This is a genomic window from Eggerthella sp. BIOML-A1, assembly GCF_009875595.1.
GTDB classification, from domain to species: Bacteria; Actinomycetota; Coriobacteriia; order Coriobacteriales; family Eggerthellaceae; genus Eggerthella; species Eggerthella lenta.
Genome location: NZ_WWRZ01000002.1, coordinates 379,992 through 399,598, shown reverse-complemented (window position 1 = coordinate 399,598; position 19,607 = coordinate 379,992). Strand labels below are relative to the sequence as shown.

Annotated in this window: 16 protein-coding genes, 3 tRNA genes and 1 riboswitch; of the genes, 6 read left to right on the top strand and 13 right to left on the bottom strand. The window is 68.7% G+C overall.

Annotated features, from left to right (window positions below):
* The first annotated feature begins 431 nt into the window (after positions 1–431).
* From GT590_RS03560 to GT590_RS03535, 6 genes are all read left to right on the top strand, one after another.
* Positions 432–1,829 carry a CCA tRNA nucleotidyltransferase gene (locus tag GT590_RS03560; RefSeq protein WP_161170897.1) on the top strand — a complete coding sequence of 466 codons (1,398 nt, stop codon included), beginning with the start codon at positions 432–434 and terminating at the stop codon, positions 1,827–1,829.
* A gap of 110 nt (positions 1,830–1,939) precedes the next feature.
* A complete protein-coding gene (locus tag GT590_RS03555; protein ID WP_009306221.1) occupies positions 1,940–2,680 on the top strand; it encodes a CDGSH iron-sulfur domain-containing protein in 741 nt (246 codons plus the stop codon).
* A gap of 174 nt (positions 2,681–2,854) precedes the next feature.
* Positions 2,855–2,928 (top strand) — tRNA-Gln (locus GT590_RS03550).
* Between the two features lie 31 nt (positions 2,929–2,959).
* Positions 2,960–3,036: transfer RNA gene (locus GT590_RS03545), tRNA-Glu, on the top strand.
* Positions 3,037–3,217: 181 nt separating this feature from the next.
* A complete protein-coding gene (locus tag GT590_RS03540; RefSeq protein ID WP_009306222.1) occupies positions 3,218–4,270 on the top strand; it encodes an MBL fold metallo-hydrolase in 1,053 nt (350 codons plus the stop codon).
* A 30-nt stretch (positions 4,271–4,300) separates the two neighbouring features.
* Positions 4,301–5,944, top strand: coding sequence for an amidohydrolase (locus GT590_RS03535; RefSeq protein ID WP_161170896.1), 1,644 nt, complete (start codon positions 4,301–4,303; stop codon positions 5,942–5,944).
* 203 nt (positions 5,945–6,147) lie between these two features.
* Here GT590_RS03535 and thiD read toward each other — a convergent pair whose 3' ends face one another.
* The 13 genes from thiD to GT590_RS03470 all read right to left on the bottom strand — a co-directional run bounded on the left by thiD (position 6,148) and on the right by GT590_RS03470 (position 19,411).
* On the bottom strand, positions 6,148–6,930 hold the full coding sequence (gene thiD / locus GT590_RS03530) for a bifunctional hydroxymethylpyrimidine kinase/phosphomethylpyrimidine kinase (protein ID WP_035585973.1): 783 nt from the start codon (positions 6,928–6,930) through the stop codon (positions 6,148–6,150).
* Between the two features lie 30 nt (positions 6,931–6,960).
* Positions 6,961–7,611, bottom strand: a complete 651-nt coding sequence (gene thiE / locus GT590_RS03525) for a thiamine phosphate synthase (protein WP_035585972.1) — start codon at positions 7,609–7,611, stop codon at positions 6,961–6,963.
* Between the two features lie 10 nt (positions 7,612–7,621).
* Positions 7,622–8,458, bottom strand: a complete 837-nt coding sequence (thiM, locus tag GT590_RS03520) for a hydroxyethylthiazole kinase (RefSeq protein WP_035585971.1) — start codon at positions 8,456–8,458, stop codon at positions 7,622–7,624.
* 3 nt (positions 8,459–8,461) lie between these two features.
* A complete protein-coding gene (thiC, locus tag GT590_RS03515; protein WP_009306227.1) occupies positions 8,462–9,760 on the bottom strand; it encodes a phosphomethylpyrimidine synthase ThiC in 1,299 nt (432 codons plus the stop codon).
* A riboswitch (TPP riboswitch) is annotated at positions 9,749–9,875 on the bottom strand. Its footprint overlaps the gene before it by 12 nt.
* Positions 9,876–10,013: 138 nt before the next feature.
* A tRNA-Glu gene (locus GT590_RS03510) sits at positions 10,014–10,089 on the bottom strand.
* Between the two features lie 51 nt (positions 10,090–10,140).
* A complete protein-coding gene (hemL, locus tag GT590_RS03505; RefSeq protein ID WP_181816793.1) occupies positions 10,141–11,457 on the bottom strand; it encodes a glutamate-1-semialdehyde 2,1-aminomutase in 1,317 nt (438 codons plus the stop codon).
* Positions 11,454–12,533 (bottom strand): Lrp/AsnC family transcriptional regulator, encoded by a 1,080-nt coding sequence (locus tag GT590_RS03500; protein ID WP_086414454.1) that lies wholly within the window; start codon positions 12,531–12,533, stop codon positions 11,454–11,456. The genes hemL and GT590_RS03500 overlap by 4 nt, the downstream gene beginning before the upstream one ends.
* Complete coding sequence (hemB, locus tag GT590_RS03495; protein ID WP_114551723.1) at positions 12,523–13,515, bottom strand: porphobilinogen synthase; 993 nt, start codon at positions 13,513–13,515, stop codon at positions 12,523–12,525. The genes GT590_RS03500 and hemB overlap by 11 nt, the downstream gene beginning before the upstream one ends.
* A gap of 24 nt (positions 13,516–13,539) precedes the next feature.
* Positions 13,540–14,739 (bottom strand): 12,18-didecarboxysiroheme deacetylase, encoded by a 1,200-nt coding sequence (gene ahbC, locus GT590_RS03490; protein ID WP_015760937.1) that lies wholly within the window; start codon positions 14,737–14,739, stop codon positions 13,540–13,542.
* A gap of 10 nt (positions 14,740–14,749) precedes the next feature.
* Positions 14,750–16,318, bottom strand: a complete 1,569-nt coding sequence (gene cobA, locus GT590_RS03485) for a uroporphyrinogen-III C-methyltransferase (RefSeq protein WP_015760938.1) — start codon at positions 16,316–16,318, stop codon at positions 14,750–14,752.
* On the bottom strand, positions 16,315–17,289 hold the full coding sequence (gene hemC, locus GT590_RS03480) for a hydroxymethylbilane synthase (protein WP_035585969.1): 975 nt from the start codon (positions 17,287–17,289) through the stop codon (positions 16,315–16,317). Before hemC ends, cobA begins: the two co-directional genes overlap by 4 nt.
* Complete coding sequence (gene hemA, locus GT590_RS03475; protein ID WP_114513552.1) at positions 17,286–18,707, bottom strand: glutamyl-tRNA reductase; 1,422 nt, start codon at positions 18,705–18,707, stop codon at positions 17,286–17,288. Before hemA ends, hemC begins: the two co-directional genes overlap by 4 nt.
* Complete coding sequence (locus tag GT590_RS03470; protein WP_015760941.1) at positions 18,704–19,411, bottom strand: bifunctional precorrin-2 dehydrogenase/sirohydrochlorin ferrochelatase; 708 nt, start codon at positions 19,409–19,411, stop codon at positions 18,704–18,706. Before GT590_RS03470 ends, hemA begins: the two co-directional genes overlap by 4 nt.
* Positions 19,412–19,607 lie beyond the last annotated feature (196 nt).

The following is a 19,607-nucleotide window of genomic DNA, read 5'->3' as shown; positions in this document are numbered from 1 at the left end:
CGGGTTTCCGTTCGCAAGAATCGTTTGCTTGGCTTTTCTCTTCTTCGCTGTTCAGTATCCGGTTTTCAAGGTTCTGCGGCGCCCCTCCCGGGGCCCCGTCGCTTTCGGTTCCACCCGAAGCGCAAGGAGATATATTACGCGTCCGTTGCCCCGCCGTCAAGAACTTTTTTCGAGATTCTCGGACTTTTTTCCCGGCGCCTTCCGGCGCCGGGGGGCCGCGGGGCCCCGCCGCCGCCCTCCCCCTCTCCCGCGGAGAAGGCAGCCCGAGCATGTTACCCGCTTCCGGCCCCGGGCGCAAGGGGGCATTTCGGGTTTTTTTCGGACAAGGGCTTCGTGCCGTCGGGCCGACGAAGTCGTGACCGCATGGCTTTGCGGTTAGGACGAACGCTCGCTTATATTAGTATAGGAAGCGAATGAAAGGAGCTTGCGCCATGCCGAACCAGCCCGACCTCGATCCGACCGTCGTCATCCCTTTGCCGCAGCGCACGCTTGCCGCCCTCGATGCGCTCGAAAACGCCGGCTTCGAGACGTGGATAGTGGGCGGATACGTCCGCGACGCGCTGCTCGGGCGGCCTTCCTCCGATATTGACATCGCCACGCAGGCTCACTGGCAGGACGTGCAGCGCGTTTTCGAAGGGCAAGGCTATCGCACCCACGAGACCGGAACCGCGCACGGCACGCTCACCGTGATCGTCGACGAACAGGCGCTGGAAGTCACCACGTACCGCAGCGACGGCGCTTATGCCGACGCGCGTCATCCGAACCAGGTATCGTTCGTGCGCACCATCGCCGAAGATCTCGCGCGCCGTGATTTCACGATGAACGCCCTAGCCTATCACCCTGCGCGCGGCCTGTTCGACCCCTACGGCGGACACGCCGATTTGGAGGCGCGGATCATCCGAGCCGTAGGCGACCCCGATCGGCGCTTCTCCGAAGACGCCCTGCGCATGCTGCGCGCCTGCCGGTTCGCCGCGGAGCTGGGCTTCGCCATCGATCCGAACACCTTCGAAGGCATGCTGGCGAACAAGGGGCTGCTGCCCCGCATCTCCACCGAGCGCATCACCCACGAGTTGCAGCGCCTGTTGCTTGGAGAGCATGCCGGACGCGCGCTCACGGCCACGGTCGACGTGCTGGCTGCCGTGCTTCCCGAGCTCGTGGCCATGAAAGGCTTCGAGCAACGCACGCCGTACCATATATACGACGTGCTCGAACACACAGCGCGCGTGCTGGACGGCGTGCCGCCTTACCCGCTTGTCCGCTGGGCAGCGCTGTTCCACGACATGGGCAAGCCCGCGGCGTTCTTCACCGACGAAGACGGGACGGGGCACTTCTACGGGCACGCCGCCATCAGCGTGATGCTGGCGCGCGGCATCATGGGCCGACTCGCGCTGTCGTCGGCGTTCGCCGCACAGGTGCTGACGCTGGTCGAACGCCACGACGACGTGATCGATCGCACGCCGAAAGCCGTGAAGCGCGCGCTTTCGCGCCTGGGCGGCAACGTCGAGCTGTTCGCCGCCCTGTGCGACCTCAAACGCGGGGACGCGCGCGGCCAGGCGCCTCGCTGCATCGACCGCGTGTCCGATGCCGACGAGCTGGAGCGCATCCTGTCCGAGATCCTCGCCGCCGACGAGGCGTTCTCGCTGAAGAAGCTAGCCATCGACGGTCGCGACGTCATCGAGCTCGGCGTGCCGCAGGGTCCCCTCGTCGGCCTCGCCTTGTCGGATGCGCTCGACGCCGTCATGGACGAGCGCATCGACAACGAGGCGTGCGCTTTGCGCGCTTTCATAGAGGAATGGCGTGCCGAGCATGAAGATCGAGCCCCTCTATAACGGCCGAGCCACCGCCCGGTGACGGCTTCCCGCATGCCGATCGCTGCACGCGTTCGCTTTCTATACTGACATACGCGCATCACGATCATCCCTGGAAAGCGAGGCACCTCATGACCACACCCTCCGCAACCGCCCAGTCGCAGCCGGAAGCCGCCGTCGACGCCCCCGTCGATCGCATGAGCATCACGATATCCCTCAACGGACCGTATCTCGTAAACGGAGGGGTGCCCTTGACCCAGGAGGTCATCACCCCCGTCGGCGGCCATCGCGAGTACCGCACGGCGCGCGCCTTTCCCCACCAGGAAACCTACGCGCTGTGCCGCTGCGGGCAGACGAGCACGCCGCCGTTCTGCGACGGCTCGCACGTTGCCGCCGGCTTCCACGGCGCGGAAACCGCGTCGCGCGCGTCGTTCGAGGAGCGCGCCGACATCTACCCTGGCCCCGGGGTGACGCTGTACGATGACAACCGTTGCGCGTTCGCCCGCTTCTGCCACCGCGAGGACGGCGACGTATGGACGCTCACCGAGCTGTCCGGCGACGAGCGCCTGAAGCGCGAGGCTGTCCAGGAGTCCACCGACTGCCCAGCCGGAAGGCTCGTGCACGTCGATTCGGAGACCGGAGCGATGTACGAGCCGGAGCTCGGCCCCTCCATCGCCCTGCTCGAAGACCCCGAGGAAGGCGTGAGCGGCCCTTTGTACGTGCGCGGCGGCATCCCGCTCGTCGGCGCGGACGGCACCGAGTACGAGCTACGCAACCGCTATGCGCTGTGCCGCTGCGGCGCGTCGCGCAACAAGCCCTTCTGCGACGCCATGCACGTGACCGTGGGCTACGAAGACGGTTTGAACGGATAAACACCTGGTAAACGCCGGGAAATCGCACGCTTGCGTCCTGTCCGACCATCCAATTCATCAACTTTTCCAAAATAATTTGCCGATAAGGCTTGACGAAGCGCCGCATACCCCGTAATATACCAACTCGCGCTTGCGACTGTTGTTCAAAACAACAGGAGCACATCGGTTAGCCGATGGGGTGTCGTCTAATGGCAGGACAGCGGTTTCTGGTACCGTATGTGAGGGTTCGACTCCTTCCACCCCAGCCATTTTTACGGTATACTGCACAGCGCACTATGTGGCTCCGTCGTCTAGCGGTTTAGGACGCCGCCCTCTCAAGGCGGAGGTCGCCGGTTCGAATCCGGTCGGAGCTACCAAGAAATTGCAGGTCAGGAGCGCGCAAGCTCCTGACCTTTTTCTTTTCGATCGTCTTTCGTGTGCCAAAATGTGCCATCTTGCGGAATTACGGTGCCTTACGCCCTTCTCGCCTAAAGCCTTCTACCGCCGGCCGCGCATGCTGTCGTACAATGGCGGCGAACGAAGAGAAAAGGAAACCTCATGGAGCAAGAACAGAACCGCGCACCCGAGACCCCGCCAGCTGGCGCCCCTGCGGAACTGCCGTTCGGCGAGCCCCTGCTGATCTGTCCCGGGCTCTACCGCGTACGCGTGCCGCTTCCCCATAACCCCCTGCAGGCGCTGAACTCCTACATCGTCCTTGGAGACGAGACGACTACGATCATCGACGTTGGCTTCAACCACCCGGCATGCGAGAAGGCGCTTGACAAGGCGTTGGAATCCCTCGGGCGAACCTGGGACACCGTCGAGATCGTCCTGACGCATTCCCATCCCGACCATACGGGCAATCTCGATCGGATCTACCGCGACGGTATGCGCGTGTATGCGAACCTCCACTCGTTCAAAGAGGTGGAGAATCTCATGCAGATGCAAGCGAACGTGTTCGGCCCCCTGCTTCGCAAGGCGGCGACGCCGCAGCAAAGCGGGCTCGTGTTCCGCAAGGGCAAGCATCGCCTGCACATATCGGCCGAGCTGCTGCCGCTGACGTGCAAGCCCGATCTCATCTACCTGCACGAAGGCGATGTGCTGCGCGCCGGAAGTTTCTCGTTCGAGGTGATCGAAACGCCAGGACACGATCCGTGGCATATCTGCCTGTACGAGCCCGACCGCAAGCTCATGATCATCGGCGACCACGTGCTGGAGCGCATAACGCCGTCGGTTTCGTCGTGGTTCCCCGCGTACAACGCCCTCGAGGAGTTCTTGGAGAGCTTGGGGAAGATGTACTCGTACGACGTCGATCTGGTGCTTCCGGCTCACGGAACGCCCTACACCGGACTGCGCGAACGCGTCATGTTCCTGATAGCGCATCATGGGGAGCGCCTCCAGGAACTGTACGACCTCGTGGCCGCCGGCCACGACGACATCGTATCGATATCGTCGCATGCCAAGTGGCGCTACGAGAATTGGAACGAATGGCCGCTCGACCAGAAGTTCTTCTCGATGGGCGAGACGATGGCCCACCTCGTGCACCTCGTGTGCGAAGGCAAGATCAAGCAAACCATCTGCGGCGACGAGTACCGTTTCGAGCTGCCGTAGCGCCGCAGCCGCGATAGAAGGGAGCATCACATGCGCATCGATCTGATCATCGAGAGCCGAAACGTGTTCACAGGAGTCGGCGACGTCGCCCGACCTGCGGCCATCGCCGTCGCGGGCGATCGTATCGTCGCCGTCGGATCGCGCGAGGACGTGCGCGCCTTCGCGCTCGAGGCGAACGCAGGCGGGGGCGCGCCCGAGGTGCACGACTTCGGGGACGCGCTCGTGGTTCCGGGATTTCACGACTCGCACCTGCACTTCTTCCATTCGGCCGTGTATTCCTCGCCCTTGGCGACCATGTTCCTGGGCGAAAGCGAGACCGACTGCGTGGCGCGCATGCAAGCGTTCGCGAAAGACCGGCCGAACGGCTGGCTTCTGGCACAAGGATGGCGCGAATACCGCTGGAACCCGCCAGTGCTGCCGTCGAAGCGCTCGCTGGACGAAGCGTTCCCCACGCGTCCCGTGGCGCTGTACTCGGGAGACGCGCACACGCTGTGGCTGAACTCGGCCGCGCTCGACGAGCTGGGGCTCACGCGCGACAGCGTGCCGCCGGCAGGCGGCTCCTACGACCGCGACGAGACAGGCGAGCTGACCGGCATCGTGCGCGAGGCGGCCGCCATGGAGTTGATGCCGCAGATCATGGGGTCGTTCACCGACGAGGAGGTGGCCGACGCTTACCGCGGCTTCTTCGCGCGGCTGGCCGAGAACGGCGTGACCAGCGTATGCGACATGTCGCTCATGGCCCATCCGGGGCTCGACTTCATCCGGGACGACGTGCACGCATCCCTGCTGGAGCGCGGCGAGCTGACCGCGCGCGTGCACCTCTTCCCCACCTTGCTCGACGACATGAGCCGCTTCGAGGACATGCGTGCGCGCTACACGGGTCCGTGCCTGCAGGCACCCGGTTTCAAGCAGTTCTTCGACGGCGTGTCGAGCCAGCATACCGCCTGGGTGACCGAACCGTACGCGAACGCGCACGTCGAAGGCGATTGCGGCCGACCCACGGTAGATCCCGAGATCATGCGACGCTACGTGCTTGCCGCAGCCGAACAAGGCTTCCCCGTGCGTATCCACGCCATCGGCGATGCGGCCATCCATGCGGCGCTCGACATCTTCGAAGAGGCGCGCGCGAAATTCGGACCGCTGCCGGAGGGGCGGCGAAACTGCCTGGAGCACCTGGAGAACTTCCTGCCCGGGGATATGAAGCGGCTGGCCGATCTGCAGGTGGTGGCCGCCGTGCAGCCTCCTCACATGACGCTGGATCCCGGCGGCCCCGAGCGCGACCTGGGGCCCGAACGCGTTCCGTACATGTGGCCCTTCCGCACGCTGCTGGACGACAACACGGTGCTGGCGTTCGGCACGGACTCGCCCGTGGTAGGTGTGAACTCGATGGACGTGCTGTACAGCGCGGTAACGCGGCAGGACCCGGGCACCCACGAGCCGACAGGCGGATGGCTGCCCGACGAGCGCATCGGCATGGCCGAAGCTCTGCGCGCCTACACGCAGGGCAGTGCTGCGTCGGCAGGACGTAGCAGCGAGCTGGGCACGCTGGAAGCGGGCAAGCTGGCCGACATCGCCGTGCTCGACCGCAATCTGCTGGCCTGCGACGCCGACGACATCCAGAAGACGAAGGTGCTGGCCACCTTCATGGGCGGGACGTGCGTGTTCGAGCGGTGACGGATCGGAGCTTCGCGCTAAGCGCGAAACGGGCGCGCAGGTCGGCGTAGTAAGTCAGCGAGGGCGGCCATGGTGCCCGAGATCGTGGGGATGGCGAGGGTGAAGCGTACCTCGGTACGCGAGCCCTCGGCATCGCCGCGAGATCGGGTGCCATGGGCGGCCGCAGCATCGGCATGTTCCGGCGGCCGGAAGGCCGCCGGAACCTAATACTCCCACATGTGGTCGAGGGGGCCGCTTCCCTTTCCCAGGTTGAGGCCGGCGGCGAGGGCGCCGCGAACGTAGTCCTTTGCGGCGCGCACCGCTTCTTCCATCGGAAGACCCTTGGCAAGCCCGCAGGCGATGGCGGACGAGAGCGTGCAGCCCGTGCCGTGGGCGTTCTCGGTGTCGACGCGCGGCGCGCGCAGCCACACGACATCGCCCTCCGCCGTGACCAGCACGTCGTCGGCGCGATCATGGCGATGACCGCCCTTCACAAGGGCAGCGCCCGTCCCCGCCTCGGCAAGGCGCAGCGCGGCGCGTTCCATCGACGCCTCGTCTACAACCTCGAACCCGGCCAGCACCGCAGCCTCCGGCATGTTCGGCGTGACCACGTCCGCAAGCGGCAATAGGCGCGCCTTCAAAGCTTCGATCGCATCGTCGCCGATGAGGCGGGCGCCGCTCGTGGCCACCATGACGGGATCTACCACGATATTGGCGGCTGCGTGGCGCTCGAGCGCGTCGGCGACGGCTTCTATGATGGCGGCCGACGACACCATGCCCACCTTCACGGCGGCAGGCCGGATATCCTCGAACACGGCGTCGATCTGCTTCGCGACGAACGCCGGATCGACGTCGAGCACGCCCGTCACGCCCAGCGTGTTCTGCGCGGTGAGCGCCGTGATCGCCGTCTCGGCGAACAGGCGGTGCGCGGCGATGGTCTTGATATCGGCCTGGATTCCCGCGCCGCCGCTGGAATCCGAACCCGCGATGCTGAGCACTGCTTCCATACCGCTTTCCTTTCTATCGGCGAGCGTCGGCTATGCGCCGAGCGCTGCTTGCACCGCCGCCCGCAAACGACGCGTCTCTTCCTCGATATCCTCAGCCGCGAAGATGGCCGACACCACCGCCGCGCCGTCGGCTCCCGTCCCCGCGAGCTCGGGGATCGTACGCTCGTTCAGGCCGCCGATGGCCACCACGGGAATATCGACGGCGGCGCAGATGGCGGCAAGGCCGTCCGTCCCCACGTCGGCGGCATCGGGCTTCGTGGGCGTGCCGAACACGGCTCCTACGCCCAAGTAGTCGGCGCCGTCGGCCTGGGCGACCAACGCCTGCTCCACCGTCTGCACCGACACGCCCACGATGGCATCGGGCCCCAGCTTCTCGCGCGCCTCGACGCATGCGGCGTCGTCCTGCCCCACGTGCACGCCGTCGGCGCCCGCGATGCGAGCCGCCTCCACGTCGTCGTTCACCACGAACGGCACGCCCGCCTCGCGGCAGAGCGGCGCGAGCGCCCGGGCGCGCAGCACCACCTCGGCCTGGGGAGCGTCCTTCTCGCGCAGCTGCACGAACGTCGCACCGCCCGCAAGCGCCTCTTCGACGCACGCGGAAAGCGTGCGCTCGCCCAGCCACGCGCGATCGGTGACCGCGTACAGCGCCATCGCCCGGCGCAGATTCTCCCGTGGGTACATGCGCTCCTCCTTATGCTAGCTCTTCGACCCGCGCGCCCGCTTCCAGGGCATCGCCGTCGAGGTTGTACAGGGCGTCCAGCAGGTACGTGCGGAACGACCCGTTGCCGTCGTAGCCGCTCATGCGGCCTTGGGCGATCTGGCCTGCCAGCCCCATGCCGGCGACGGCGGCCACCGTGGCGTCGAGCAGCGCATCGGGGTTCGCCGTCGCGAACGCCGCGCACACGCACGACAGCATGCAGCCCGCGCCCGTGATGCGGCCCATGAGGGGACTGCCGTTGCGAACGGCGTAGGCGCGCTCGGCGTCGGCCACGATGTCGATGGCGCCCGTGACGGCTACGACGGCGCCCGTCTTCGCGGCGAAGTCGCGCGCGAACGCCGCGCCGGCCGCCAGGTTGTCCTCAGTGACCGCATCGCCGGGGCACACGTCCACGCCGCGCGTGGCCGCCGCGCCGCCTGCGAGCGCCTTCGCCTCCGACATGTTTCCGCGCACGACGGACACGGCCAGCTTGTCCAGCAGGTCGGAAGCCGTGCGCGTGCGCAGAGCCGACGCCCCGGCGCCCACCGGGTCGAACACGATGGGATGGCCCAGCTCGCTCGCACGCTCGCCGGCCGCGAACATGCCCCGGATGGAGCGCTCGTTGAGCGTGCCGATGTTCAGCGTGAGGCCGCCGCAGATGGACGTGATGTCGACCACGTCGGCGGGCTCGTCGCTCATGATGGGGCTTGCGCCGATGGCCAGCAGCGCGTTCGCGCAGTCGTTCACCGTCACGTAGTTTGTGATGTTATGCACGAGCGGCGTCGTCGCCCGCACGTTGTCCAAAGCCCTCTTCAAAGCGAACGGTTCCATAGGCTACTCCTTCCCGAGATCGACCGTCAGGCCGTCCATGATGGTGTTCACGGTTCGCATGGCGCACATCTCGCCGCACATGGTGCAGGTGCCGTCGGTCGAGGGCGGAGCGCTCTCGAAGTAGCGGCGCGCCTTGACCGGATCGAGCGCCTCGGCGAACATGCCCTCCCAGTCCACGCGGCGCCGAGCGTCGCTCATGCGGTTGTCGCGGTCGCGCGCTCCGGGCACCCCGCGCGCGATGTCGGCCGCATGCGCGGCGATCTTCGTGGCCACGAGGCCCTCGCGCACGTCGGCGGCGTCGGGCAGGCGCAGATGCTCGGCCGGCGTGACGTAGCAGAGGAAGTCGGCGCCCGAAGCCGCGGCAACCGCGCCCCCGATGGCGGCCGTGATATGGTCGTAGCCCGGCGCGATGTCGGTGACCAGCGGCCCCAGCACGTAGAAGGGCGCGTCGTGGCACAGCCGCTTTTCCAGCTTCATGTTGGCGGCGATCTCATCGAGCGCCATATGCCCGGGGCCTTCCACCATCACCTGCACGCCCGCGTCCCATGCGCGCTTCGTGAGCTTGCCGATCTCGATGAGCTCGGCGATCTGCCCCGCGTCGGTGGCGTCGTACGTGGAGCCGGGCCGCATGGCATCGCCCAGGCTGATGGTCACGTCGTGCTCGTGCAGGATGGCCAGCACCTCGTCGTAGAACTCGTAGAAGGGGTTCTCGTTGCCGGTGGCCTCCATCCACGCGAAGATGAGCGACCCGCCGCGGCTCACGATGTTCGTGAGGCGGCCCGTCTCGCGAAACGACTCGATGGTGCGCCGATTCATGCCCGCGTGGATGGTGACGAAGTCCACGCCGTCCTCTGCATGCGCGCGGACCACGTCGAGGAAGTCCTCCACCGTGATGGTGATCAGCGGCTTCTCCAGATAGCCGATGGCGTCGTACATGGGCACGGTGCCGATCATGGCCGGCGACTTCTCGATGAGCGCGCTGCGGAACGCGTGCGTCTTGCCGGTGTTCGACAAGTCCATGATGGCCTCGGCGCCCAGCTCCAGCGCCACGTCCACCTTCTTCCATTCCTCGGCCTCGTCGGCGACGTCGCCCGAAATGCCCAGGTTCACGTTCACCTTCGTGCGCAGGCCGCCGCCCACGCCTTCGGGCGACAAGCTGGTATGGTGGATGTTGGCGGGGATGGCGATGCGCCCGGCCGCAACCCCCTCGCGGATGAACTCGGGGTCGCGCCCCTCCTTCTCGGCCACGATGGCCATTTCGCGGGTGATGGTGCCGGCGCGTGCCGCGTCGATCTGCGTCATAGAACTCCCTTCGTTGGCATTACCCATGTCAGGTTCCTCGGGTCGAAGCGTGAATCGGCGCTTCCTCTCAGCCTGTCCGGCCGCGATGCGGCTGCAAGCTCCCCGGTATGAAAAGGTACGCGACCAGTATAGCCTTCCGTGCGCATAAGCGGCGCGGACGACGCGTAGACGACGGTTTTTCCACGGCAACGGCGGTACGCGGCGAAGTGCGCATGCGAAAGCCCCGGGCGCGTTGCCCGGGACGGTGCGAGGCTGGTGCCCCCAGGAGGATTCGAATCTCCGTTTCCGGCTTGAAGAGCCGGCGTCCTTGGCCGCTAGACGATGGGGGCGTATCGCGAAAAAGGCCGGATCCGCACGCGGCGGGCGACCTTCCGGGATGGTCAGGAGCCGGGCGTCCCGTACAGTTCGGACAGCACGTCACCGGCCGCGCAGACGAACGCGTCGATCTCGTCGTCGGTGTGGGCGAGCGAGAGGAACAGCCCTTCGAACTGGCTCGGCGCGATAAGGAATCCCCGCTCGAGCATGCCGGCGAAATAGCGGGCGAACGCCTCGGTATCGCACGCCTTCGCCCCCGCGTAGTCGCGCACGGGATCCGGCGAGAAGAACAGCGTGGCCAGCGACCCTGCGCGGTTCACCGTGCACGGCGCCTGCGCGTTCGCGACCGCGCGCTCGAGGCCCGCCTGAAGCCGCGCGCCCCCGGCTTCGAGCCGCTCGTACACGCCCGGCCATTCGAGCTGGGAAAGCGTGGCAAGGCCAGCCTCCATGGCCACGGGGTTGCCCGAAAGCGTGCCCGCCTGGTACACCGGCCCCAGCGGAGCGAGCGCGCTCATCACCTCCGCGCGCCCGGCCAAGCAGCCCACGGGAAAACCGCCGCCGACGATCTTGCCGAGCGTGCACACATCGGGCATCGCGCCGTAACGCTCCTGCGCGCCGCCGAGCGCCGCGCGGAACCCGCTGATGACCTCGTCGAAGATAAGGAGCGCGCCCGCCTGGTCGCACTGCGCGCGCAACCCCTCCAAGAAGCCGGGGGCGGGCGGCACGACGCCCATGTTGCCCGCGACGGGCTCCACGATGACGGCGGCCACGCGGCCCTCGTGCGCGGAGAGGATGCGCTCGAGAGCTTCGAGGTCGTTGTAGGGCGCGACGAGCGTGTCGCGCGCGGCCCCCTCGGTCACCCCCGGCGTACCCGGGATGCCGAGCGTGGCCACACCGCTGCCCGCGTTCGCCAGAAGCGCGTCGGAGTGGCCATGGTAGCACCCGTCGAACTTGACGACGAGCGAGCGTCCCGTGAAACCGCGCGCAAGACGCACCGCGCTCATCGTGGCCTCGGTGCCCGACGACACCATGCGCGCCATCTCGGCGCACGGCACGAGCGCGCATATGCGCTCGGCCAGGCGCACCTCGGCTTCGCAGGGCGCGCCGAACGACAGCCCGCGCTCCATCTGGGCGCGCACCGCCTCGAGAACCGCGGGCGGGCGATGCCCGAGGATCATCGGCCCCCATGAGCCGATGAAGTCGACGTACTCGTTGCCGTCCACGTCGACGACGCGGCTGCCCTCGGCGCGCTCGTAGAACACCGGGTCGCACCCGACGTTCGCGCACGCGCGCACCGGCGAGTTCACCCCGCCGGGGATGCGCAGCCGCGCCTCGGCGAACAGCGCGGCCGAACGCTCGCGCCGCATGATGGTCTTCGTCATCGTTCCTCCTCGAAGTAGCGCATGGACGTCTTCTTGAACTCCCGAGTGGACAGCAGCAGGCGCGCGGGCAGCACGTCGATGCCGGCCCTCGACAAGTCGTCGTGGAGCCGGGCGGCCGTCCGCTCGCAGGCGTCGCGGTCGCGGCCGTGGATCATCGTGTACAAGTTGTAGGGCCACGTCTGCGAACGCGGCCGCTCATAGCAATGGCTCACCTCGGCCGGGGCCGCCAAAACGGTGCCCGCGGCCAGCACTTGCTCGTCCGGCACGTTCCACACCCCCATGGCGTTGCTCGAGAACCCCATGCGGCGGTGCCGGACCATCGCGCCGAAGCGCCGGACGGCCCCGGCTTCCAGCAACGCGCGCGTGCGATCGGAGGCCCATCGCTCGTTCAACGCAGTGCCCGCATACGAGGAAGCGACCTCGGCCGCGCGCGCGAAGGGGCGCAGCGTGCCGCCCAGATCGCCTTGCAGCGCGCGCACGAGCGCCCGATCGGCATCGTCGAGCGGCTCTGCGACGACGCGCGCCGGCTCGAGGGGAGCGCGAAGCGACGAAGGAGCAGCGGCGGACGCCTCGTCGGTTCCAGCTCCTTCGCGCACGTCGAAGGCGACCTTTATCTTGAACAGGCGGATGGCCGGCAGCGCCAGCACGTCGTCGCATCCCGTCTGCGCCACGATGCGCGCAAGCTCCGCGTCGCGCGCCTCCGCGCCCCGCGCGATGAGCGTGAACCACAGGTTGTAGCGGTCGTCGCGCTCGTAGTTGTGCGTGATGCCCGGATGCGCGCCCACGAGCGCGGCCACCCGGTCGAGGTCGCCGGGTTCCACAGCAAGCGCGACGAGCGTGGATGCGTAGCCGATGCGCGACGATTCGAAGCTGGCGCCGATGCGTCGGACGATGTCGGCCGTGCGCGCAGCCTCCACCGCGACGAACGCCTGCTCCTCCGACGTGCCGCACGCATCCCCCAGCGCCGCGTAGGGGCGCTCGCGCACGGGAAGCTCCTGCTGCACGCGCGTGAGCACGCGGCGGGCGACGGGCGAATCGAGGTCGACGCCCAGCGTGCCGCGCGCCTCAGCGGCCATGACGGCCTCCGATGATCCAGCGCGCAGCGTCCTTCGCATGGTAGGTGATGATTGCGTCGGCGCCGGCGCGCTTCATGGAAAGCAGCGTCTCCAGCACCACGCGGCGCTCGTCGATCCACCCTTGCGCGGCGGCGGCCTTCACCATGGCGTACTCGCCCGACACGTTGTAGGCCACGGTGGGAAACGCGAAGGCGTCCTTCACGCGCCGCACCACGTCCAGATAGGATAGCGCCGGCTTCACGATGACGAGGTCGGCCCCCTCCTCGATGTCGAGGCGCACCTCGCGCAGCGCCTCGTCGCTGTTCGCGGGATCCATCTGGTACGCCGAGCGGTCGCCGAACGCCGGCGCCGAATCGGCCGCATCGCGGAACGGCCCGTAGTAGCCCGACGCGTACTTCGCCGCATACGCCATGATGGGCACGTGCGAAAAGCCCGCCTCGTCGAGCGCCGAGCGCAGCGCGCCCACGCGCCCGTCCATCATGTCGGACGGGGCCACCATGTCGGCTCCGGCGCGCGCATGGCTCACCGCCTCGGCCGCCAGGAGCCCGAGCGTCTCGTCGTTGTCCACGCCCCCGCGCTCGTCGAGCACGCCGCAATGGCCGTGGCTCGTGTACTCGCACAAGCACACGTCGGTGATCACGTGGAAGTCGGGCGCGTGCTCCTTGATGGCGCGCACGGCCTGCTGCACCACGCCGCGGTCGTCGTAAGCTTCGCTGCCCCGCTCGTCCTTGCGCGCAGGAAGGCCGAACAGCATGAGCGAGTTCACGCGGCAGCTTCGAAGCTCGTCCACCTCGGCCGCCAGCTGGTCGATCGAAAGCCGGAACACGCCCGGCATGGACGCCACCTCGTCGCGCACGCCGGCCCCCGGCTTCACGAACACCGGGTATACCAGATCGCCCGGTTCCACGCGCGTCTCGCGCACGAACGCGCGCACCGCGGGGTTCGCACGCATGCGGCGCGGACGGTAAGCGGGAAATCCCATGGTCGTCGCTCCTCTCCGGCGCGCTTACGCGACGCCGATCTCCTCGTCGGTCAGGTAGCATGCCGGGTCGGGGCCCCACAGATCGCCCGTGGCGGCCTCGCTGCGCACGCGGAAGTTGCCGTTGCAGATGTCGAGCCAGCGACACTGCTGGCAGCGCCCCTTCACGAAGGGCCGCTTGTCCTTCAGGCGGAACATGAGCTCGCTTTGCTCGGTGGCGCGGCTCGTGTCGCCCCATATCTCCGAGAACGTCCGCTCGCGCACGTTGCCCAGCGGGAAATGGCGCCAGAACTGGTCGGCGTACACCTCCCCGTCCCAGCTCACGCACCCGATGCCCGCGCCCGTGGAGTTGCCGCGGTTCCATTGGAGCAGCTGCAGCACCTCTTCGGCGCGTGCCGGGTTCTCGCGCAGAAGCTCCAGGTAGACGAAGGGCCCGTCGGCGTGGTTGTCCACCGTGAGGATCTCGGGCGACCCGCCCCGGTCGAACCAGTCGCGCGTCCGGTCCATGATGAGGCGCACAGCCGCACGCGTCTCGGCATGGTCGAGGTCCTCATCCATGAGCGCGCTCCCCCGCCCCGTGTACACGAGGTGGTAGAAGCAGGCGCGCTTCACGCCTTCCGCCTCCATGATGTCGAACACGTCGCCTATCTCGCGCCAGTTGCGCTTGTTGACGGTCATGCGCAGGCCCACCTTGATGCCCGCCGCCTTCGCGTTGCGCATGCCCTCGATGGCGCGGTCGAAGCTGCCGGGCAGGCCGCGGAACTCGTCGTGCGTCTCGCGCGCGCCATCGAGCGACACGCCCACGTACGAAAGCCCCACGTCGGCGAAGCGCGCCGCCAGCTCAGGCGTGATGAGCGTGCCGTTCGTCGACAGGACCACGCGCATGCCGCGATCTTTCGCGTGCTGCATGAGCTCGACCACGTCCTCGCGCATGCACGGCTCCCCTCCCGAGAACAGCAGCACGGGCGCGCCGAACGCGGACAGGTCGTCGATCATGGCCTTCGCCTCGCCGGAAGACATCTCGCCCTCGTAGCTCTTGCACTCGGATCCCGCGTAGCAGTGCACGCAGCGCAGGTTGCACGTCTGCGTGCAGTTCCACACCACGACGGGTTTCTTGTCGCGCGAGAACTGCAGCAGCTCGCTGGGGAGCTTGCCCGACTCGCGGTTGTAGCGCAGCACGTCGGCAGGCTCGACCGCCCCGCAGTACAGCTTGGATATTCCGATCATATACGCTCCTTCACGTTTCGTTGACGCACGAGGCGCGGTGCTTGACGATGGCCTCGACCAGGCCGTCGATCGTGTACGCTTCGGCCTGGGCCGCGATGCGCAGCGACTCGTCGCGAGCGGTGGTGGTGGTGATGGGCCCGATGGAATAGAAGTCGAGGCGCTCGAGCACCTCGACCGGGTTCGGCGCAACGTCGCGCACGAGGCCGACGAAGTTGCGCACCGTGGACGACGAGGTGAACGTCACGGCGTCCGCTTCCCCGGCTATCAAGCTCGCCAAGGCGGGTTCTGCCGAAGCGCGCGACGGAGGCACGGTGCGGTACACGGGGACGACGTCCACGCGCGCTCCGCAGGCGCGCAGCATCCGAGGCAGCACGTCGCGCGCCTCGAGGGCTCGCGGCACGAGCACCCAGTCGCCGTCCGTCAAGCCCGCCTCGATGAGCAGGTCCGCCACCGCTTCGGCCCGGAACTCGCCGGGCACGAGGTCGGCGACGATCCCGCGCTCGGCCAGCTCAGCCGCCGTGGCGGGCCCGATGGCGGCGATGCGCGCGCAGGCGAGCGCGCGGGCGTCCAGCCCTGCGAGCACGAGGCGTTCGAAAAACGCCTTCACTCCGTTCGCGCTCGTGAACACGACGAACCGGTAGCCGGCGAGGCGTTCGATGCACGAGTCGACGCCGCTGAACGAGGACGGCGCTGCGATGGAGATGACGGGCAGCTCGATGACCGAAGCGCCGAGCGCACGCAGCCGCTCCGTCAGCCCGCTCGCCTGGGCGCGCGTGCGCGTGACGGCGACGGTCGTGCCCGCAAGCGGGCCGGGCTCGTACCAAGCCAACCGCTCGCGCAGGGCGGCCACGGCGCCCACGACGATGATGGCCGGCGCCTTGAACCCGACGGCCGCCGCACGTTCGGCAATGGTGGCCAACGTTCCCGCAAGCACCTCCTGCATGGGCGTCGTGCCCCAGCGGACGAGGGAGACCGGCGTGTCGGCCGAGCGCCCCGCCTCCATCAGCCGCCGCGCGATGACGGGCAGGTTGCGCACGCCCATGTAGAAGCACAGCGTGTCGGCGCCGTGGGCGATGCCGCTCCAGTCGACGGCCGTCTCGGCCTTCGTCGGATCCTCGCTTCCCGTGACGAACGTCACCGACGAGGCCAACCCGCGGTGCGTGACGGGGATGCCCGCGAAGGCGGGTGCGGCCACGCCGCTCGTCACGCCCGGCACGATCGGGCAAGGGAACCCCGCCTCGGCGAGCGCGAGCGCCTCTTCGCCGCCGCGCCCGAACACGAACGGGTCGCCGCCCTTGAGACGCACGAGCACCCCGCCTCCGCGCGCGGCCAGATCGCGCGCACGCTGCACCAGCAGCTCGTTGATCTGACGTTGGGTCACATGCTCCGAAAAGCCCTTTTTGCCCACGTACACGCGCTCGGCGTCCTGCGGCGCGTGCGCCAACAGAGCCGGATTCGCCAAGTAGTCGTACACCACGACGTCGGCTCGCGAAAGCGCGGCCGCTCCCGCGAGCGTGAGCAGGTTCGGATCGCCCGGCCCCGCTCCCACGAGCAGAGCCTCCACCCCCTGCGCCGTCATGCGAGCGGCCTTTCGTCGCCCGCGGCCCGCACCGCGTCGAGCACGGCACGCGCGCCCTGGGCCTCAAACTCCTCCACCGCCCGCTGCGCGAGCGCGCGGGCTTCTCGGACGGCCGCCTCGACCGCGTCCGTGTCGTTGGGCGGCTGCGACGCTGCGGACAGACGGCTTCTCAGCACGTGCGAGCCGTCGAGCGAGCCCACGAACGCGTCCAGCACGAGCAGCCCCTCCTCATAGCGCGCATAGGCTCCGATGGGAACCTGGCAGCCGCCGTCCAAAGCGCGCATGACGTGGCGTTCCGCAGCCACGCATGCATCGGTGGCGGCGCAGCGCACCTGCGCGCAGGCCCGCGCCGTCCGCTCGTCGTCCGCACGGACCTCGAGCCCGATCGCGCCCTGCCCTACCGCCGGCACGACGGTATCGACGGAGAATGCCTCGGCGACCTCGGCGCTCCATCCCATGCGCTCGATGCCGGCAGCCGCCAACACGACGGCGTCGAGCGCGCCGTCGCGCACCTTGGCGATGCGAGTGTCCAGGTTGCCGCGAACCTCGACGTAGTCGAGGTCGTCGCGCACCGCCCGCAGCTGGGACAGGCGCCTGAGCGCGCCCGTGCCCACCCGGGAGCCTGCCGGCAGGCCCGCGAACGTCGTGCCCGACGCCGCCACCAGCACGTCGCGCGCATCGGCACGAATAAGGCAGCCCGCCAGCGCGAGCCCTTCCGGCAGCGCCGTGGGCACGTCCTTCATCGAATGCACGCACACGTCCACGCGGCCGTCGAACAGCGCCTGTTCGAGCTCCTTCGTGAACAGCCCTTTGTCGCCGATCTTCGACAGCGCGACGCCGAGGATCCTATCGCCTTTCGTCTTGACGACCTCGACGCTCACGTCCATGCCGGGGCTGGCGGCGCGCAGAAGATCGGCCACGTGATGCGCCTGCCAGAGCGCGAGCTTGCTGCCGCGCGTTCCGATTCTCATACGATGCACGAACGCTCCTCTCGATGGTGGGGGCACGCGTCGCCGCCATGGCGGGCGCATGCCGATCCGGAAACGAGGCGGCACGTGCGCCCCTCGTCGCTTCGGCACGAGAACCCCTGCGGATACGCGTCGAGGCCGAACAGGTAGCGCGCCGCCTCGGTGTAGCGGTACGCATCCGGATCGCCCGCTTGTTTTCGAAGGCGAGCGGCAGGGCCGTGGAGCAGCTTCTTGGCCACCGCGCTTGCCAGCGCCTCAAGCACGGCCCGCTCCTCCTCGGACGTCTCGACGCCGTGCAGGGCGGCAAGCGCTTTCGCCGCGCGGGCCGCCTCGGATGCGCACACGCCGCGCGCCTTGCCATGCATCTGCTTCACCGTGGGAATGACGTCGCGCTCTTGCATCCACGCGAGGAACGCGTCTGTCTGCCGGGCGACCAGCGCCTCGGCGCGCACCGACTCGGCAGCGCGCGAGCGTGCGTTCTCGGCCATGGCGGCATCAAGGTCGTCGAGGTCGAAGCAGACGGCGCCCGCCACGTCGGCGCAGGCCGGATCCACCGTGCGCGGCAGTCCCACATCGACCACCACGATCGGCGACGCATCGGCACCGCGCGCCTCGACGGCGCGCGCCAGCGCGTCGCGTGCGATCAGGACGTCCTCGCCGCCCGCGCACGCCACCACGAGATCGGCTTGCGCGAGCCGCTCTCCCAACTCGTCGAGCATCGCCGGCGTGCCGCCGACGCGTGCCGCCGCCTCCTCGGCGCGCTCGAACGTGCGGTTCGCCACCACGATGTCGCTCACGCCGCGCTCTTCGAGGTACGAAAGCGCGAGCAGTCCCATCTCGCCAGTCCCCACCACGAGGGCGCGCCTGCCGCGGAGCTCTCCCAGCGCGCGTTCCGCAAGCTGCACGGCCGCCGTGGAAACCGACACCGGCCGCTCGCCGATCGCCGTTTCCTCTCGCACGCGCTTGCCCACCTCGAGCGCGCTGCGGAACAGCCGGCGCGTCGTCTCGCCCACAGCCCCCGCGTCTTCGGCGGCGGCGAACGCGCGGCGCACCTGCCCGATGATCTGCGCTTCGCCGAGCACGAGCGAGTCGAGGGAGGAAACGACCCGGAACAGATGCTCCACCGCGCCCGGCCCCTGCTTCACGACGAGTGCCCGGTCGAGCTCCCGCACCCCATCCGCATCCAGGCCCGCGTTGCGACGGAGGGTCTCGACGATGGCGCGGACGCCCTTGGGAGCGGCCAGCACGACGGCGTACGCCTCGGTCCGATTGCACGTCGAGAGGACGACGGCCTCGGACACCTCGTCGTTCGCCAGCAGGCGCGAGAGGTCCGCGCGAAGGCGATCGGCGGGAACGGCCAGCTTGCCGCGCAGCTCGACGCCGGCGGTCTTATGGCTAACGCCCACGACCACGAGCGTCATCGCCCGTCACCCGCCCCGGCGCGGGCCGCTCGAAGCGCTTCCGCGTACACGGCCTCGGCATCGAGCCGCTCGCCTGCGCGCAGGCGCTCGAGCACTCCCAGGTCGCAAGCGGCCTCGAGCACCGGGGCGCGCTCGGCTTCGCCGCCGGCCATGCGCGAACGCACGAGGGCGCGCACCTCGGCCAGCAGGTCCACGTAGACCGCCCAATCCTCGGGAAAGCGCCCTTCCAGCTCCCGCCGCAGCCGCTTCGCAAGCACAGGCGCGGCGCCCGACGTGGACACGGCCAACTGCAACGGCCCGCGCCGCACCACCGACGGCACGATGAAGCTGCAATGCGCAGGATCGTCCACGACGTTCGCCGGCACGCCGCGCGCCTCGGCTTCGGCGTACACCGCCTCGTTCACCGCCGCGTCGTCGGTGGCAGCGTACACGAGAAACACGCCCTCGACGTCGTTTTCGCGAAATGCGCGGCGCCTCAGATCGACGAGGCCGTCGCGCGCCTGCGCCTCCAAGCCCGCCGTGACCGTCGGCGCCACGACTCGAACGCACGCGCCCGCCCGGGCAAGGCCTGCGGCCTTCCGCTCGGCGACGGCCCCGCCGCCCACCACGAGCGCCGTCCTTCCCCGCACGTCGAGGAACACCGGATAGTACGATGCTCCCTCTTCCGCGCCGTCGGGAATTCGCTCGCGAACCGTCTCGACCATGCGACCTCCTCTCCGCGCGATCCCACCGCCGACGAGCCTTGCGGCCGGCAGGCGCACGGGTACCCGAGCCGGGCATGCCGGATCTCAGGACCTCTGCAGGACCACGCGTTTGAAATTATGTCGGATTCTCGTCTTGCCCGCGCATCGATGCGCGGGCGCTTCGCCTGCAGCCGGACTTCGACCGGCTGCGTTCGAG

Excerpts from the sequence above, each read along its gene's own strand:
- thiD (WP_035585973.1), bottom strand. The coding sequence starts at position 6,930 with ATGGAAGCAGTGCTCAGCATCGCGGGTTCGGATTCCAGCGGCGGCGCG.
- hemC (WP_035585969.1), bottom strand. The coding sequence starts at position 17,289 with ATGAGAATCGGAACGCGCGGCAGCAAGCTCGCGCTCTGGCAGGCGCAT.
- GT590_RS03540 (WP_009306222.1), top strand. The coding sequence starts at position 3,218 with ATGGAGCAAGAACAGAACCGCGCACCCGAGACCCCGCCAGCTGGCGCC.
- hemA (WP_114513552.1), bottom strand. The coding sequence starts at position 18,707 with ATGACGCTCGTGGTCGTGGGCGTTAGCCATAAGACCGCCGGCGTCGAG.
- hemB (WP_114551723.1), bottom strand. The coding sequence starts at position 13,515 with ATGGGATTTCCCGCTTACCGTCCGCGCCGCATGCGTGCGAACCCCGCG.
- ahbC (WP_015760937.1), bottom strand. The coding sequence starts at position 14,739 with ATGATCGGAATATCCAAGCTGTACTGCGGGGCGGTCGAGCCTGCCGAC.
- thiC (WP_009306227.1), bottom strand. The coding sequence starts at position 9,760 with ATGACGCAGATCGACGCGGCACGCGCCGGCACCATCACCCGCGAAATG.
- GT590_RS03470 (WP_015760941.1), bottom strand. The coding sequence starts at position 19,411 with ATGGTCGAGACGGTTCGCGAGCGAATTCCCGACGGCGCGGAAGAGGGA.
- GT590_RS03555 (WP_009306221.1), top strand. The coding sequence starts at position 1,940 with ATGACCACACCCTCCGCAACCGCCCAGTCGCAGCCGGAAGCCGCCGTC.
- hemL (WP_181816793.1), bottom strand. The coding sequence starts at position 11,457 with ATGACGAAGACCATCATGCGGCGCGAGCGTTCGGCCGCGCTGTTCGCC.
- GT590_RS03535 (WP_161170896.1), top strand. The coding sequence starts at position 4,301 with ATGCGCATCGATCTGATCATCGAGAGCCGAAACGTGTTCACAGGAGTC.
- thiM (WP_035585971.1), bottom strand. The coding sequence starts at position 8,458 with ATGGAACCGTTCGCTTTGAAGAGGGCTTTGGACAACGTGCGGGCGACG.
- GT590_RS03500 (WP_086414454.1), bottom strand. The coding sequence starts at position 12,533 with ATGGCCGCTGAGGCGCGCGGCACGCTGGGCGTCGACCTCGATTCGCCC.
- cobA (WP_015760938.1), bottom strand. The coding sequence starts at position 16,318 with ATGACGGCGCAGGGGGTGGAGGCTCTGCTCGTGGGAGCGGGGCCGGGC.
- GT590_RS03560 (WP_161170897.1), top strand. The coding sequence starts at position 432 with ATGCCGAACCAGCCCGACCTCGATCCGACCGTCGTCATCCCTTTGCCG.
- thiE (WP_035585972.1), bottom strand. The coding sequence starts at position 7,611 with ATGTACCCACGGGAGAATCTGCGCCGGGCGATGGCGCTGTACGCGGTC.